Origin of the sequence: Acinetobacter seifertii (assembly GCF_016064815.1) — a bacterium.
Lineage (GTDB): Bacteria > Pseudomonadota > Gammaproteobacteria > Pseudomonadales > Moraxellaceae > Acinetobacter > Acinetobacter seifertii.
Genome location: NZ_CP065820.1, coordinates 1,835,021 through 1,851,857, shown reverse-complemented (window position 1 = coordinate 1,851,857; position 16,837 = coordinate 1,835,021). Strand labels below are relative to the sequence as shown.

Genomic DNA, 16,837 nt, shown 5'->3' with positions numbered 1-16,837 from the left:
CTTAAGCCGTCATCATCTTTTTCCACTGCTGATATGCTGCACGCATACCTGTTTCAGCACTGACATCACTTTTTAAGCCATCTTCGGTTTTGACTTCGCCCGGTAAACCACGATTGAGCATGATCCATAAATCATTACCCGCATTGGCACCATGTTGTACGCGTTCCCAAGCTTCCGAGTCATCTGGTGTACCAAAACCAAATGGACCTTGGAAATGTTCATGTAAACGTAAGCGGTATTGGTTGGCAATTTGTGGACCGCCGTCCATCGTAATCACCGAGTGATGAATTTCTGTTTCAGCGACTGAAATTGGCTGTAACACACGGAAGAACGCCATTGAACATGCGATGTTCGGGAATAAATTTAAGTTAAAGCCAGAACCACCAACTGCTCGAACAATACGGCGTACTTCTAATTCTTCATGACCTTCATCACGCAAAGCTTGAGCCAAGTCTTCAAAACGCTCTTGAATTGGACGCTCCATGAGCTCTTCGTCTAAATCAACCAGTTCAGGAATCATCACCATCACACTGTGACCGTTTCCTAAGTCCTCAACAAACCCCGGTTGGTTTTCGAAGTTAAAGAGTTCTTCTGTTTTTTCATCTACAGAACTTAAGAATGACTTGTGAACTAATGGAAAGTGATAAGCATCGGTCGTATTTTCAAGCTGAATTTTCCAGTTACCCGGAAAACGGAAACGGTGTTCACCTAACACTTTAATTGGATAACCCGCGCCCTGTTTCATAAACAGGTCAATCCATTTTTTTGCTGGTCCAAGGAACTCTTCAAGCGGTTGAATATCTTCTTTAAATGAAGCGAAGATCATGCCGTTATATTCTTCTACACGTAGGCTCACCAACGGTAATTCTGACTTATCTAAACAATCGCCGTAACTTTCCGGAGATGGCACACCACGTAAACTACCATCAAGTGCATAACTCCAACCGTGGTACGGACATACAAAACTATTGGTTTTTCCTTTTTTATGTTCGCATACGGTTGCGGCACGGTGACGGCAACGGTTTAAAAGTACATGGACTTTCTTTTTACGGTCACGCACCACAACCACAGGCTGTTTACCAATATTAATGGTTTTATAGCTTCCACCTTCTGGAATTTCACTCGCATGTGCAACCCACACCCAAGTGCTATAAAAGATTTTTTCCATTTCTTCATCAAAAATGCGTTCATCTTTATAAAGAGAAGTATGGGCACGGTCACTTTGAACCAAAGCATCGTAATCAGTGCCAATGTTATGCGTCGGGATAATACTGTTCATATCAATAGTCCTTTTAAATATGTCCTGGGTCATTCCTGGGAAGGTACCGGCAGTTCGGCTTCACTGTGCCAATGCGATACGGGACGACTGAAAATATTCTGTGTTTGGAAATGTTTAATTTTCCATGTTCCATCTGCTTGCTTTTGGAACTTCACGTTGAGCTTTGCTGTATTCAGATGACTACGGCCATCTTTAAACGTTGAAGTTTGCAACATCAGCCATGAAGCATTTGCATCATTTTGATTTACATAAATTTGTTCTGAATTTACAAAGTGTGCATTCATAACAAAGTGAGATTCTTTTTGGGTATAGCTTTTAAACATGTCATAAATCGACTGCCAAGAATCATAACAGCCAAAGGATTTGGCATATTTCTCGCCTACACCTTCCCAAATACAGTCTTGATCAAAAAGATTCATCAGCTCGTCAAGGTCTGTATTTGCATTGAGCTCGTCGCAGATTTCCATATAACGGTTCAAACAATTACGAATGGCGTTGTGCGCTTCTAACTGTTCTAGTCGCTCTATGATTTCTGCAAAATTCACTTTGTCATTCATTGCCATCGCCTTAACGTTGAATAATCAATTCGCGCCCAACACGAGCTTCAACTTTGCAATATTTCCAAAGTTTGTATGGACCTTCACCCACCACCGTCGTTCTAAACAAGTTACAAGCTGCATGTACTGTTTCAATATCTGGAACATCGGCAAGCAAGTACGTTGTCCAAGGCCAGCCAGCACTTGGGCCAACCATGCTTTGGTCATCATCAAGATTTCCAAAAACATGTACGCCCGGTAAGTCATGAATGCCATTCCACATTTCACCAAATGCTGCCCAAACTGCTTTTGCTTCAACAGGTTCTGCATCAAAAAAGTTTTGATTAATACCCATGCAGAACAAAACGCGTAATGATTTTTTAGCTTCCATCTCAATATTCCTTTTTTAAAATTAAAACTTATAGATAACCTGGGGTTGGCTTTAACCCGAAACTGATTGAGCCTGCATTTTGTAAAGTTGCATCGCCCATAAAGGCATGCTGAGTCACCACGTTGGTGTCATTCACAAAACGGCTAAATGGATTGTTGGTATAAATTGCTGTCATACCCGCGAGCATTTGTATTTTTCGGGTGACTTTGGCGCAAACTCGCGCTGCATGAGTACATGCCAGACGCATATCGCTAATTTGTTCAGCAGTTGCTTCACGTCCAGCAATAATTTCATTCCAGACAATATCCATGGTTTGATAAAACCAAGACTTTGCAGCCTGAAACTCTGCATCAGCTTGAGCAAACTCATATTGAGTCACTGGGCGGTTGGCAATTTCTGACCCACCCGTAATAGATGCTTTACCCGGCGCCAATTTTTCAAATTCTTCTAATGCGGCAGCTGCAACCCCAATACCCACCACGGTTAATACTTGCGTCGCTAAAGAAAGTGACGGATATTTAAAAAATGGCTCGCTGAGTTTTGAAGGTTCACCACGGACAAAGGTCCATTTCTTTTCGACCAATACATCTTCGACGACTAAGTCATGGCTTCCCGTGCCTTTTAGGCCAACGGTGTCCCAAGTCATTTCAATTTTGGCTTTTTTGGCAGGCATCACTGCCATGCGAGGTAAGCCCTGCATTTCATTATTTTTAAGCGGTGAAATTCCCACGCCAACAATGTCTGCTCCCATACAGCCACTTGAGAATTTCCAACGTCCACGGACTACGACACCTTCATCTGTAATTTCAGCAGGTTGTGGCGGGAAAATACCTCCGGCAAACACTACATCTGGCCCGTTTTGGTACAATTCTTTAAGTGTTTCTTCTGGCAAACTTCCTAAATACGCAGGGCTCATACCGAAACTTGCCACCCAACCGACTGAACCATCAGCCTTAGATAATGTCTCGATTAATTCACAAAACTGTCGTGGTGAACATTCATCACCACCAAAACGTTTCGGAACCAAAGCACGGTAAACACCGATTTGCTTAAGCTTTTCAATAACGTCTTGGCTCACATACGCTTGATTATCAAACTCACCTGCACAGGCACGCTCACGAATTTCTTGGCACAAAGCCTCTAAGTCAACTGCTTTGTCTTGAGAAACAAACTCCATTTTAGACAACTTATTCATCATCTAACTCCTTGTAATTTATTGCATTGCATCAACACAAAATTTAGCTATAGCGCATAATTGCTCATCTTTTTGATGCTTTGATACGATCTGTAAGCCCACTGGTAAACCTTCACTGGTTTCAAGTGGCACTGAAATGGCTGGATGACCTGATAAATTAAATGGTCGAACTAAACCCGTAAGATTTAAAAAAGCGACCGTGTTTTCAGCTTCAGAAACTTTTGGTGGAATTTGTGGAAGTGACGGTAGAACCAATGCATCATATTTTTCTAATAAAGCATCGAGTTCTTGGGTCAACTGTGCTCTCACAACTTCTGCTTGTTTCACTTGCTCTAAAGTTGTTGCGGCTGCTTTTAATAAACGACCATTTACATCAGAACCAATTAAGCCCGTTTGAGTTAATTCACCAAAAGCTTGCCAATTTTCATAATTAATAATCTGCATGCCTGCATCATAAGCCGCTTCAAAATGTTCAACTTTTTCTAAAACGGTCTCTAAATTCGCTTTTTGAAGTACCTGATGAATACCATCCCAAATAACGTCATCTGCTTTTACATCTAAAACAGCAATTTTTGGTGTACGAGTAAATTCAGTAGGTTTAAAAGTTGGATCAATAATTTGCATGGCCTTTTCAATCATCTCGACTGAATTTGCAAAAGGGCCAACGCAATCTAAAGAACTTGACGGCGGATATACGCCTTTTCTGCTCACACGACCAAAAGTTGGTTTTAAACCAAAAACTCCGCAGCACGCAGCGGGCATACGGATAGAGCCGCCCGTGTCGGTGCCTAGAGTAAAGTCAGCTTGTTTAGCAGCAACTGCCGCAGCCGAACCACTCGAAGAGCCGCCTGGAATAAGTTCAGGATATTTAGGGTTGATGGGTGTACCAAAAGCATGGTTAATGCCTGTAATACCAAAAGCCAATTCGTGCAAATTTGTTTTGGCAATAATTTCACAGTCAGCTTTTAAAATGTTTTTAACCACCTCAGCATCATCTTGAGCAGGTTCAACATTTAGTAAAGCTCGACTACCAGCAATGGTTTTTAGACCTTGAATATCAATTGTGTCCTTGACCATCACCTTGAGCTTGCCACTTCCTTTGTGCACGCTTTGGCTAACAATATTCATTCACTTTTCCATGTATTTTTATTCATTAATTAAAATATCGGAAAATTTAATGGAATTGTCAAGTATTTTTTATAATTTGTTCTCAAGGAAATATCCAAAATTTTGTTTATAATAGGATTACCCTTTTTTCACTAAGTTATTGCTTAGCTATGCTTGATCATTTAGAACAATTTCTTCCTAATAAAGAACCGTCGAGTATTCAAAACTTCCCTTTTTTTTGGGTTTCCCAAGTTAACGGAAAATATTCACAACTCATTGAAAAATCAATAAAAAAACTAGGTATTGATAATACACGCCGTAAAATCATTTTAAGTGCTAATGCTTTGGGTGAAGCCAGTATTACCGATATCGCTAATCTTTCTACCTTAAAGTTAACTACGGCAACAAAAGCTGTATATCGCTTAGTAGAAGATGGAATTGTCGAGGTCTACTCTTCTACCACCGATGAACGAATTTCGATGGTGAAATTAACGGCCAAAGGTGTTGAGCTGGTTGAACAAATTAATCAAATTAGTGTGGTTACCTTGGCAGGCATCCTAAATGCTTTTTCAGAAGATGAGCTTCACAATTTAAATCACCAGTTAAAAAAATTATTTGATCTCATGCCATCAAGTTAATTATTTGACTTGATATCGGGTTCAATGCGCTCAAGAGCAGCATGAAACAGTTCTTCTTTTCTCGCTGCTCTTTATTAAAATAAGTTTCAATATTAAAAAATAAATAAAAATCAGTTTCTTAATCCAATAAATTATTACTATCTGTTTACTTAACATACTTTTTAGGTATTCTAACATACTCAATAAGTAATGGAATTTTACATATAAAAAGAAAATAATAATTCCATGATCTTTAAAAACCCATTAACTCCTAATTGGGTTTAGACGCACTCTTCCAGTCTATACGAGACCAAATTACTCATTTCTAGCCTATTTATTATTCTTATCTAAAAGGGGGAAATATCGAAAACTTCAGAGGAATAATAAAAGTTAGATATCAATTTCTTTAAGCGTTTTACACATAAGGATTAAGTGTATGAACCAAAGTAATATCGCTGTTGAAAGGACCCAGAAGAAAAGCAATGCATATGCATGGTATGTGGTCATACTTTGTATGTTGGCATATATATTTTCATTTATTGATCGCCAAATTCTGGCGCTGATGATTGAACCCATCAAAGCAGATCTCCAACTTTCAGATACACAATTTAGCCTGTTACATGGGCTTGCCTTCTCACTGTTTTACGCGGTTATGGGGTTACCCTTAGCCTATATTGCCGATCGTTTTTCACGACCAAAACTAATTTCAATCGGGATTATTGTTTGGAGTCTAGCAACGGCAACTTGTGGTTTAAGTAAAAACTTTATTCAACTGTTCTTGAGCCGCATGGCAGTTGGTGTGGGAGAAGCTGCGTTATCTCCAGCCGCTTATTCAATGTTTAGCGACATGTTTAGTAAGGACAAACTAGGTCGTGCTGTCGGGATTTATTCAATTGGCGCTTTTTTAGGTGGTGGTATCGCCTTTTTAGTTGGCGGTTATGTCATTAACTTACTTAAAGGCGTGACACTCATTGAAGTTCCACTATTAGGTGCACTCAAGGCATGGCAAATTGGCTTTTTAGTAGTCGGTTTACCTGGCATCATTATTGGTCTGCTATTTATTCTGACCGTTAAAGACCCTGCACGTAAAGGACAACAGCTCAACCAAAATGGACAAGTTGACCAAGTCAAATTCTCACAATGCCTTCAGTTTATTAAAAAGCATTCGAAAACATTTGCTTGTCATTATTTAGGTTTTACCTTTTATGCAATGGCACTCTACAGCCTTACCAGTTGGACACCTGCATTTTATATTCGTAAGTTTCAACTTGCTCCGACAGAAACAGGTTACATGCTCGGTACCATTCTTTTAATTGCAAATACATTAGGGGTGTTTTGCGCAGGTTGGTTAAATGATTGGTTTATCAAAAAAGGACGCCAAGATGCTCCGATGATTACAGGTGTGATTGGTATTGTTGGTCTGATTATTCCAATTTCATTTTTTACCCAAACAGATCAGCTTTGGCTTTCAGTTAGCTTATTGATTCCTGCAATGTTCTTTGCATCTTTCCCTCTAGTAATTTCGGCAACAGCATTACAAATGTTAGCGCCCAACCAATTTAGAGCACGTCTTTCTGCCCTATTCCTTTTGGTGAGTAACTTAATTGGACTCGGTATCGGTACAACATTGGTGGCCATTATTACAGATAAAGTTTTTGGTAGTCCGTTAATGGTGGGTTCTTCTTTATCTATTGTCGGTGGTCTGTCATGTGTACTGGCTCTAATACTGCTTTTTAAAGGCTGCAAATTCTTTAGTGAAAGTATGAAGCTTGAAAAATTAAATTAATAAATCTCACAAATTGCAAAAATGTACTCTCTAACCAAACGCTTAGAGAGTACCGAAATATTCAAAATTACGTAGTGCCGAGGACTGGCATACATCTGGGAAATGGATTATGGAATTATTTCACCGTTTTAAACCACACACTTTAACCGTTGCCACTTTATTACTGATGTGCAGCAACTCATGGGCCGCAAATCCAAACCAGCAAACTGAAGATGAATGGAAATTCACTTTAAAAAATGCCTATATCAACCGTGATTTTGATAATGATGCCTTAAAAGATACTGGCAGTTGGTCTCAGGCAGCGTCTTTATTTTATAAATCAAAAATGCATGACACCCCGTTAGTCATAGCTGACAAGCCAATCACAATTGGGGCCGATGCTTCTGTTCAATACGCCGTTCGCTTAAGTTCAGACAAACATGTCGCAGATACTGTTCTGCCTTTTAATAAAGAAACGCAATCTCAGGCTTCAGACTATTTAAAATACGGCGCGACTTTAAAGCTGGGCTATGACAAAACACTTTTAAGTGTCGGTGAACTCTGGCTAGATTTACCTGTAACGGCTGTCGATGCTAGTCGTCAGCTACTCACTTCATATTGGGGAACCAACTTAAAGTCACAACTTTCAGATCAGCTTTATGCCGAAATTGGACGAGTGGAAAAAGTGTCTCCACGAAACGAAGAAGACTTTAAAAAGTTTTCTTTCACATCCAATGGAATGACTAAAGAATCTGATGGTTTGAACTACATTGACCTGCGCTATCAATTTACGCCGTCTTTAAAGGGCGAATACTACTTCGGTAATTTAGAAGACCTCTACAACAAGCACTATGTAGGACTTGAGCATAATTGGAAACAACCTAACTTTGCGCTTACTTCTAAGTTTAAGTACTTCAATGCAAAAAATGACGGCAATACTTTTGATATCGATGCGCAGAATATTGGGGTACTAGAAACAGTTAAAGTAAAAAACCATACCTTTGGTTTGGGTTACCAACAAATTATTGGTGAATCGGCATACCCTTTACCGGATGGTTTCTTACCAGAAACCTATTTCATTAACTGGAACGCCACCGGATTCTTTAAAAAAGATGAAAAGTCTTATCATGTCATGTATGGCTATGACTTTAAAGATTATGTACCAGGCCTAAACGCGATGGTGAAATATGTTTATGGCCATGACTTTAAAGCAGCCAATGGTGAGAAAAATCATGAAACAGAATCGAATGTGATTTTAAACTATGCGTTTCAGCAACCCTTCTTAAAAGGCGTGGCTCTGCAATATATTCGTATTGATTACAATGTTAAGCACGGCAATGACTTTGGCGAAGACCGTTTTTTTGTTAATTACACCAAAAAGTTCTAATAAACATTACCCCCTAAATTTAGGGGGTATTTTTTATCCTAATTTATTAACTAATCTTAAAGGCAAAACCTTCATGGCAATACTCATTGGTAACCATGGCCACTGTGGTACATACGCTTTCACAGGTTGTTTTTCGATCGCTTTGACTAAAGCTTTACATCCTGTTTTGGCATCTACCTCAAAAGGTAGATGTTTAGCACCTTCATTCATTTCGGTACGGATGTAACCCGGGAAAATGGTTGAGACTTTAATTGGAGTATCTAGTAATTCAGCACGAATACCCTCGGCCAAGTGAGCAACTGCAGCTTTACTTGCCGCATAAGTCGATAAATGTTTTGGTAACCCGCGCATCGCACTCATAGACGACATGACCACCAAATGACCAGCGTTTTGCTCTCTAAAAATTTCAACTGCTGCCTCACACTGTGCTAAAGCAGAAATAAAGTTTGTTTCAGCTGTGGCTCTGTTAATTTCAAAATTACCTTTACCAATACGACGGCCATTTCCGACTCCCGCATTTACAATAATTCGGTCTAAATAGCCAAACTCTTGTTTAAAGGCGCGAAATACTTCAAAAACCTGATCATAATTGGTAACGTCCAGACTTTTTGCAATTACTTTAATACCATACTGATTTTCCAGTTCAGTTTTTAAAGTTTCTAATCTGTCTAAACGGCGTGCACAAATCGCTAAGTTATAGCCTTTGGCTGCAAATTCATGCGCCATACCTGCGCCCAATCCAGAACTTGCACCTGTAATTAAAATTGTCTTTGCCATGCTTTTATCCTTATTTTAAATCCATGTCAGTAAATCTGGACGCTCAGCTTTTATAAAATGATGTTCATTTAAACTTAAAACCTGAGCTTCATTTCCAACCAAACGTAAAGTCGTGAGGCTTGTATTAGCAATTGCCCAATTCAATGCAAAAGTTCGATTAGGACTGAGTTCAAGCAGTTTTCCAATTGCTACAGAAATCACACCACCCGAGGTAAAAACAATTGCATAGCGAGGTTTGGTTTTTGCTAACTCATCACAAAGTTGCTGCAATGCTGTTTCGACTCTTTCTTTAAAATGTGGCCAAGACTCATCATATTCATGATGAAAATCACCATCTGTCCATCGTCCAATTGCACCTTCAAATATTTTGGCAAGATATGCACGTGGGTTCTGTTCTTGTGCTAAATCAGCTTTTAAAAGTTCAGGCTGTTCAAAACGCGGTTCATAGCGTGCAAAAACTTGTTGATGGTTAAACTCATTCCATAAATTATTATGATGAATTACCGCATCTGGAAAGGATTCATTTAGTGTGAGCTTTGCAGTCTGCTCATGACGCTGCATAGTTCCAGCAACCACATAAGGTTGTTCTTTCAATATTTGCTTAAAATAACGACCTAACAAAGTCGCCTGAGCTTCACCATTTTCAGACAGCTCATCATAGTTACTTTTGCCAAACGAGGCCTGTCCGTGTCTTACCAGATAAATTGTGGTCATCTTCTTAAAATACCCTGTATTTTCTGCAGAGATTGCTGAGCAAATTCAGATTCTTGCAATTTTTGCTGTGCGATAAGTTTTAAAGCTCTGATATGTAGTGCATGAATCACGATCCAGAAATCTTTAAATGCAGGATTTCGGGTTTGTTTATGGTAATAACGGTAATATATTTGCTGGGCAATCACTGCTAAACGGAATACACCAAACACTTCATAAAAAGCCCAGTTTTGAGGCTCCAATCCTGTTTTTTGCAAATAATACTCAACGACTTCTTTACGAGAGAACATTCCCTTTAAGTGAGTCGGCTGACGGCGTGTCGACTTAAAAATCATATTGTCCGTAGACTCAACCCAATAGGCTAAGGCACTTCCCAAGTCCATTAATGGATCGCCTAAGGTCGCCATTTCCCAGTCCAGCACACCAATCACTTTAGTTGGATGCTCAGGGTCTAAAATCACATTATCAAATCGCCAATCATTATGAATAATGCAAGTCGTGGAGTCTTGAGGGATATTATCGTTTAGCCATTTTCGAACATATTTAAATGAAGGAACGTTGATTGTACGGACTTTTTCATAACGCTTATCCCAACCTTCAACTTGTCTACGGCAATATCCTGTTCCTTTGCCAAGTTCAGCTAAAGGCGTTTTCTCATAAGGAACTTGATGTAATTCAATCAACTTATCAATAACATTTATGCAAAGCTCATGAACATTTTCTTCATTAAAGCCAAGTTCAGGCGGTAATTTTGCACGAGGAATAATTCCTTCAATGCGTTCCATCACATAAAAATCACAGCCAATGACCGATTCATCCTGACAAAGTGCCACCATTTTAGGAAGCACAGGATAATAAGGTGCAAGATTTTTCTGCACCATATATTCACGGGCCATATCGTGGGCTGACTTCGCTTTTGTGCCTTTAGGAGGACGACGTAAAATTAAATCGGTATTTTCATACTTTAAACGATAAGTCCAATTTGAAGCACCACCTGTATATTGAGTAACGGCTGCCGAGCCGATCAACTCAACACCTTGTTTTTTTAACCAGTTTTCAACTGCCCCAATATCAAGTTCTTCACCTTCACGTACTTCACCGCCTATATCAATTACCGACATCTTCATTTCCTTTAAACTTATACTTTCTTATGACGACCGAAATAACCACGTTTGGCCAACTCTAATTTGGCAATCATGCCTTTATGTACTTCATCTGGTCCATCAGCTAAACGTAAACTACGTGCTTGAGCAAAGAAACCTGTTAATGGTGTATCTCTTGAAACGCCTGCACCGCCATGTAGCTGAATCGCCATGTCGACTACTTTTTCTAAAACACTCGGAGCCACTACTTTAATTGCAGATATTTGTGTTAAAGCAGCCATATTTCCTAAAGTATCCATTTTATAAGCAGCATACAAGGTTAAAAGTCTAGCTTGATCTATGGCTACCCTTGCATCAGCTACGCGTTCAAGGTTCCCACCAAGTTTTAAAATTTCTTTGCCAAACGCCGTTCTAGACATACCTCGATCAATCATAAGTTCTAGCGTTTTTTCAGCAGCTCCAATACAACGCATGCAATGGTGAATACGCCCTGGCCCTAAACGACCTTGTGCAATCTCAAAACCTTGGCCCGCTCCACCAATAAAGTTATCAAGTGGCACTCGAACATTATTAAAGTGAACTTCACCGTGTCCATGCGGTGCATCGTAGTCACCAAACACAGGTAACATACGCTGAATTTCAACACCCGCCGTATCAATTGGCACTAGTACCATAGAGTGTTGATGATGTCGGTCTTTGGTTTCATCTGGAGTATGTGCCATAAAAATAATGATTTTGGCATTTGGATCACCTAAACCAGACGACCACCACTTTTTACCATTTAAAACAATTTCATTACCGTCGATGAGTGCAGTGGCTTGCATATTGGTTGCATCGCTTGACGCGACATCTGGTTCAGTCATACAAAAAACTGAACGGATTTTTCCTTCCAATAAAGGTTCTAACCATTGCTTTTTTTGCTGCTCACTGCCATAGCGCCATAACAATTCCATATTTCCTGTGTCTGGTGCATTACAGTTAAAAACGGTAGGTGCCAATAAGCTACGGCCAGTTAATTCAGCTATGTGCGCATATTCTTGAACAGTTAACCCTGCACCTAGCTTTTCATCTGGTAAAAACATATTCCAAAGACCAGCTTGTTTAGCTTTAGATTTCAGAGTTTCTAAAAGCTCGGGCCACTGCCATTTTTTCCAGTTTCCATCTGGATTTAACTCGTGAACTTCTTCCCAAAATTTTGCTTCGACAGGTTCTATTTCTTCTAAAATAAATTTTTTAGTTCGCTCGGTAAAATCCTGAGCTTTTTTTGAGAGTTCAAACATTCTTTTTCCTTTACATCATTATCTGGTCTTTACATCAACATAACTTGAAACTTAATATGAATGAAATGATTTTATTAAATACCGTCACATGAATAATATTCATAACCTTCACGGTTTAGACTTAAGCTTTTTTCACCGAATTGATATCAATTTATATCCGCTATTTATCGCAATTTATGAGCAAAAAAGTATTTCAAATGCGGCAAGTAGTCTCAATATTACGCAATCGGCAGCAAGTCATGCTTTACAACGATTACGCCAGCAACTTGAAGATGATGTGTTTATACGAGTAGGCAATAAAATGTCTGCAACGCCTTTTGCCGAGCAGATTTACCCAACTGTGAAGCAAGCACTTTTAACGATTCAAAATATTAGCCAACAGAAACATGTCTTTGATCCAACCAGTTTAAAAAGCTTAAAAATCGCCGTTCATGACGAAATTGAGCCAATTATTCTTCCAAGGCTTGCTCAACATTTTCAAAATCTTAATTTAGATTTGCAGTTTGTCAGTATGAAGCTAGATCGAAAACATATTATGGCGGACTTGGCGACGCAGCAGCTCGATTTCGTGATTGACCTAGAACAATACTTGTCTCCTAAAATTACCTTTGATCATTTGGTCACAGACGAGTTCGTCATTTGTAGTCAATTTAAAGAAGTCGATTTATCTCTTTATATTAATGGACGACACATTGGTGTTTCATCACGCCGTACAGGTGCTTTACTTGAAGATATTTATTTAAACCAACACCAAAAAATCTCTAGAAATGTATTTATGCGCTGTCAAAACTACTCAACGGCGTTACAAGTTTTGGGAGCTCAAGCCGACGCAATATTGACCATGCCTCGTATGATTTTGCAGCATTTATCTTATAGTCCTAAAATTTGCTCACATTCTCTACCTTTTGAGATAACCAATATTAAAATGGGTATGTTTTGGCACGAAGATTTAAGGGATAATTTAAGACATCAATTTTTGCGACATGAAATTATTAAACTTTTTCAGTAAAGCAAATTGATCTACTAAGCTTCTATCGTACAAGGACCAGTAATGAGTAAAGATGAACGGATAATCCAGAATCAGGACAACAAAAAAACGATTCGTCATGAAGATTACATTGCTGGCATCGGTAAAGGCATGGCGATTTTAGATAGCTTTAGCAGCAATCAACATCGTTTAAACATTTCTATGGCGGCTGAAAAAACTGGACTCACCCGAGCGGCAGCAAGACGTCATTTATTAACTTTAGAATATTTAGGTTATCTTGAGTCAGATGGCCACTATTACTATTTAACTCCGAAAGTTCTTAAATTTTCAGGAGCTTATTTAGGTGCAGCTCGACTTCCAAAAGTGTCTCAGCCTTTATTAAATCTGTTAACTAACCAAACTTCTCTCATTTATTCAGTGATGGTGCTTGATGGTTATGAAGCCATTACCATTGCCCGTAGTGCCGCCCACCAACAAACCGACCGTGTAAATCCATATGGTTTACATTTGGGTAACCGCTTACCAGCTCATGCGACCTCGGCGGGTAAAATTTTACTGGCACATTTAAGCCAAGAAGAACAATTGGACTGGCTTCAAAAATATCCTCTTCAGCGTCTAACCAAATATACGCATGTCGAAAATGATAAATTTTTAGAGTTACTAAAAGAAATTCGAGAGCAAGATTGGTGTTATTCACGTGAAGAACACGAATTAGGTGTTCATGCGCTCGCCGTACCCATTTATGGACAAGACTTTAAAGTGGTTGCAGCTTTAAATATTGTTTCTCCAACTATGAAAACAACTGAAGAATATTTAATCCAACACATTTTGCCTTTATTGCAAGAGACTTCGCGGGATTTAAGACAAGTTCTTTAAATCTTACTTAGGCTATTTCATAAAGTGTCAATTTTATAACTAGCTTAGGCTATTCGGATAGATAAAAAAGATCCAGAATAACTGCTTAGGCTATTTTTAGAAGTAGTTGAAAGGTATTTTCAAATAACGGATGCCATTTGATTCTGGTTCCGGAAAGTTTCCACCGTTCATATTAATTTGAATGGAAGGCAGAATTAATTTTGGCATTGCCAAAGTAGCATCTCTTTCTTGACGCATTTTTATAAATGAGTCTTTGGAAACTCTTTGGTTTAAATGAATATTGCTTTGCTTTTGAGTTCTAATATCTGTTTGACAGACATATTCATTACGGCCTTCGGGTTTATAGTCATGGCATAAAAACATGCGCATGTTGTCAGGAAGTGTATAAAGCTTTTGTACCGAATCATAAAGTGCTGCCGCACTTCCTTTAGGAAACCATATTCCCTCCATAGTTTATACAAACAAACCATAACTATTTGTTTTTAAATTAAATAAAACTAATATTTTTATTGTAATATACAGTATCAATCTACAATTATGATAACTTGATCCAAGACTACCATCTTATTAAATATTTTCGATATTCAAAACATTGATAAACTCAAAAATTTTAATTAAATTGAATAGCCACAATATAATTTGAACTTTTACCTTATTGTTTATTGTTTATTGTTTATTGTTTATTGTTTATTGTTTATTGTTTATTGTTTATTGTTTATCAATACAGTTATTGGATCATTACAACCTATTTTAGTTTATTAGGATAATACATATTGATATTAAAGCTAACTTTAAAGTTATAGTAATCCTTCAGACAGAAGTTAAAGTTTCAAAAGGTGGTTATTATGATCGCTTTAGAATGAATCCTGATTTAGATGACGTTGCGAAAGATCACGCAGCTAGGAATATAGATTTTTTCCGTAGCATTCCTAAAAAATTAGTTGAATCAAGAGTTGGAAGAGCTGATTAACTCGATTCGTAAATGTTATTTTTATGTGCATCTATTAGCTTTACTCTTCAACACATAAATAGTCCGTGTGCATGGAGTGTATGGTTATCAACTCTCAAAATGGTTGGCTGAAATTAATGTAATAACTAATAAGAAAAAGTTGAAGCAACACTTTTAACTTACAACAAATTAGATATCAGCCTAACAACCGAAACTTTGTTATTAAAAGAGTTAATTCTGAATCACGCATGAGTAAAGCCATAATGTTGCATTTAGTCGATGGTGAATGGTATCAAACTTTAGTGCAAGGTAATATTCTATCTTTCGGTGAAAAACTTTTTCCATGTAAAGTGAAAGTGACACACCATGGAAGTTATTTTAGCCAGCACATAGTCCATTGTTAATTTTTAAATCGCTTTTCTGGTCATTTTACTGCTCTGGGGTCTTAAAAAATTGATTCTTTTAATATACCTAAAAAAACAGATACTTTAGATTTATAGTGCTGAATTAATGGGTCATACTTCTCATCGAGAATAGTAAGTAATATGATCTATACCCTTTTGAGATATAGATCATTGGATATTTAAACTAAATTTTGAATTACTTCTAGTAATACATTCGCACCATTTATAAGCTGATTTGGCTCTGTAAACTCGCGAGGATTATGGCTCACTCCCCCTTTACTTGGCACAAAGATCATAGCTGTAGGAGCAATTCTCGCAATCATTTGAGCATCATGACCCGCCCCAGAAGTCATACGGCGATAACTATAACCTAATTTTTTCGCCGAACTTTCTATTAGCTGAACAATTTGTTCATTAAAATGAACTGGCTCAAATCGAGCTAATTGCTTTTGTTCAACCTGAACACCTTCTTGTTCTTCCAATAATTTTAAAAAATTATTTAATTTATTCTCAGCATTTTTCAGCTTACTTTCATCTGGATCACGCAAATCAACCGTAAATTCAACCATTCTTGGTATGACATTAATTAAATTAGGATGAAACTTTACACTTCCAACGGTTGCCAAAGTTGTCTTGGCTTCTACAGCTAACTCTCTTAAAAATGTATTTACTGAAGCTGCTGCAAAACCTGCATCATGTCTCATTTGAGTTGGAGTAGTACCTGCATGATTTGCCTTTCCTTTAATAATAATCTGTTGCCAAGAAATTCCCTGTAAATTTTCTACAGCACCTATTTCTATATTTTCTTTTTCTAAGATCGGACCTTGTTCAATATGGAGTTCAATATATTCTTGGGGAACAATTGTTCCAACCTTTAAATGACCGGCATAGCCAATTCTAATTAATTCATCACCAAGACGTGTTCCATCCGTACCAATTACATTGAGCGCTTCCTGGACTGGCATTCCACCGGCATATACTAATGATCCCATCATATCTGGTTGGTATCGAACGCCCTCTTCATTCGTAAAAGCAGCAACAGTGATTGGACGTAATGGAAGAATTCCAGCTTCACGATAAGCCCTTACAATTGATAAACCAGCTAATACACCATAACAACCATCTAGTGCACCAGCATTTTGTACAGTATCTATGTGTGACCCTATCATTAGTACATTTTTATGACAATTTCCATTACTAGATGGTAAGGTCCCGAAAATATTACCGATCTCATCGATTTCTATCTTTAGAACAAGTTCGCTCATCCACTTAACAATTAAGTCACGGCCTTTTTTTTCGTCATCAGTTAAAGCAATACGTGTGCGACCACCAATTTCTGAATCAGCACCTATTTCACCTAATTCATTAATTTGTTTAATAAGAAGCTCACCATCAATTGAAAGTTTCTCTTGCAATGACTTAACATCTTCCATTTCAAAATATCCATAATATTTACCGATAATTGATATAAT

Annotated in this window: 15 protein-coding genes and 2 pseudogenes; 6 read left to right on the top strand and 11 right to left on the bottom strand. The window is 38.1% G+C overall.

Features of this window, described 5'->3' with window-relative positions; genetic code table 11:
* Position 1: 1 nt before the first annotated feature.
* From I8T81_RS08710 to I8T81_RS08690, 5 genes are read right to left on the bottom strand one after another with little or no spacing between them, the layout of a single operon-like run.
* A complete protein-coding gene (locus tag I8T81_RS08710) occupies positions 2-1,279 on the bottom strand; it encodes an aromatic ring-hydroxylating oxygenase subunit alpha (protein ID WP_033847177.1) in 1,278 nt (425 codons plus the stop codon).
* Positions 1,280-1,308: 29 nt separating this feature from the next.
* Complete coding sequence (locus tag I8T81_RS08705) at positions 1,309-1,842, bottom strand: nuclear transport factor 2 family protein (RefSeq protein WP_198072622.1); 534 nt, start codon at positions 1,840-1,842, stop codon at positions 1,309-1,311.
* 4 nt (positions 1,843-1,846) lie between these two features.
* Positions 1,847-2,206 (bottom strand): IacB protein, encoded by a 360-nt coding sequence (locus I8T81_RS08700; RefSeq protein WP_198072621.1) that lies wholly within the window; start codon positions 2,204-2,206, stop codon positions 1,847-1,849.
* Positions 2,207-2,234: 28 nt separating this feature from the next.
* Positions 2,235-3,383, bottom strand: coding sequence for an acyl-CoA dehydrogenase family protein (locus I8T81_RS08695; protein WP_198072753.1), 1,149 nt, complete (start codon positions 3,381-3,383; stop codon positions 2,235-2,237).
* A gap of 36 nt (positions 3,384-3,419) precedes the next feature.
* Positions 3,420-4,529 (bottom strand): amidase, encoded by a 1,110-nt coding sequence (locus tag I8T81_RS08690; RefSeq protein ID WP_198072620.1) that lies wholly within the window; start codon positions 4,527-4,529, stop codon positions 3,420-3,422.
* A 149-nt stretch (positions 4,530-4,678) separates the two neighbouring features.
* Between I8T81_RS08690 and I8T81_RS08685 the strand changes: the two genes are divergently transcribed.
* The 3 genes from I8T81_RS08685 (at position 4,679) to I8T81_RS08675 (ending at position 8,277) form a co-directional block, all read left to right on the top strand.
* Positions 4,679-5,146 carry a MarR family winged helix-turn-helix transcriptional regulator gene (locus tag I8T81_RS08685; RefSeq protein ID WP_198072619.1) on the top strand — a complete coding sequence of 156 codons (468 nt, stop codon included), beginning with the start codon at positions 4,679-4,681 and terminating at the stop codon, positions 5,144-5,146.
* Between the two features lie 415 nt (positions 5,147-5,561).
* The gene (locus I8T81_RS08680) at positions 5,562-6,911 is read left to right on the top strand and encodes a spinster family MFS transporter (protein WP_198072618.1); all 1,350 of its coding nucleotides are present in this window, start codon (positions 5,562-5,564) and stop codon (positions 6,909-6,911) included.
* 109 nt (positions 6,912-7,020) lie between these two features.
* Entirely contained in the window at positions 7,021-8,277 is a 1,257-nt protein-coding gene (locus tag I8T81_RS08675) for an OprD family outer membrane porin (protein WP_198072617.1), read from the top strand.
* A 33-nt stretch (positions 8,278-8,310) separates the two neighbouring features.
* On the opposite strand, the gene I8T81_RS08670 is transcribed toward I8T81_RS08675, so the two are convergent.
* The 4 genes from I8T81_RS08670 to I8T81_RS08655 are packed head-to-tail and all read right to left on the bottom strand — an operon-like array spanning position 8,311 to position 12,148.
* A complete protein-coding gene (locus tag I8T81_RS08670; protein WP_001140457.1) occupies positions 8,311-9,054 on the bottom strand; it encodes an SDR family oxidoreductase in 744 nt (247 codons plus the stop codon).
* Between the two features lie 15 nt (positions 9,055-9,069).
* Positions 9,070-9,768: a histidine phosphatase family protein gene (locus I8T81_RS08665; protein WP_198072616.1), complete on the bottom strand. Its 699-nt coding sequence runs from the start codon at positions 9,766-9,768 to the stop codon at positions 9,070-9,072.
* Complete coding sequence (locus I8T81_RS08660) at positions 9,765-10,886, bottom strand: phosphotransferase family protein (protein WP_198072615.1); 1,122 nt, start codon at positions 10,884-10,886, stop codon at positions 9,765-9,767. The genes I8T81_RS08665 and I8T81_RS08660 overlap by 4 nt, the downstream gene beginning before the upstream one ends.
* A gap of 17 nt (positions 10,887-10,903) precedes the next feature.
* Positions 10,904-12,148 (bottom strand): acyl-CoA dehydrogenase family protein, encoded by a 1,245-nt coding sequence (locus I8T81_RS08655; RefSeq protein ID WP_198072614.1) that lies wholly within the window; start codon positions 12,146-12,148, stop codon positions 10,904-10,906.
* 88 nt (positions 12,149-12,236) lie between these two features.
* On the opposite strand from I8T81_RS08655, the gene I8T81_RS08650 reads away from it, so the two are divergent.
* Both I8T81_RS08650 and pcaU read left to right on the top strand, forming a co-directional pair.
* Positions 12,237-13,157: a LysR family transcriptional regulator gene (locus I8T81_RS08650; RefSeq protein ID WP_198072613.1), complete on the top strand. Its 921-nt coding sequence runs from the start codon at positions 12,237-12,239 to the stop codon at positions 13,155-13,157.
* Positions 13,158-13,199: 42 nt separating this feature from the next.
* Complete coding sequence (gene pcaU, locus I8T81_RS08645; RefSeq protein WP_198072612.1) at positions 13,200-14,012, top strand: IclR family transcriptional regulator PcaU; 813 nt, start codon at positions 13,200-13,202, stop codon at positions 14,010-14,012.
* A 96-nt stretch (positions 14,013-14,108) separates the two neighbouring features.
* On the opposite strand, the pseudogene I8T81_RS08640 reads toward pcaU, so the two are convergent.
* Positions 14,109-14,447 (bottom strand): annotated as a pseudogene (locus tag I8T81_RS08640) (MBL fold metallo-hydrolase); the annotation flags it as partial.
* A 337-nt stretch (positions 14,448-14,784) separates the two neighbouring features.
* Here I8T81_RS08640 and I8T81_RS18905 point away from each other — a divergent pair.
* A pseudogene (locus tag I8T81_RS18905) lies at positions 14,785-15,347 on the top strand (hypothetical protein); the annotation flags it as partial.
* Between the two features lie 197 nt (positions 15,348-15,544).
* Here I8T81_RS18905 and I8T81_RS08635 read toward each other — a convergent pair.
* Positions 15,545-16,798 carry a Zn-dependent hydrolase gene (locus I8T81_RS08635; protein WP_198072611.1) on the bottom strand — a complete coding sequence of 418 codons (1,254 nt, stop codon included), beginning with the start codon at positions 16,796-16,798 and terminating at the stop codon, positions 15,545-15,547.
* Positions 16,799-16,837: the final 39 nt, after the last annotated feature.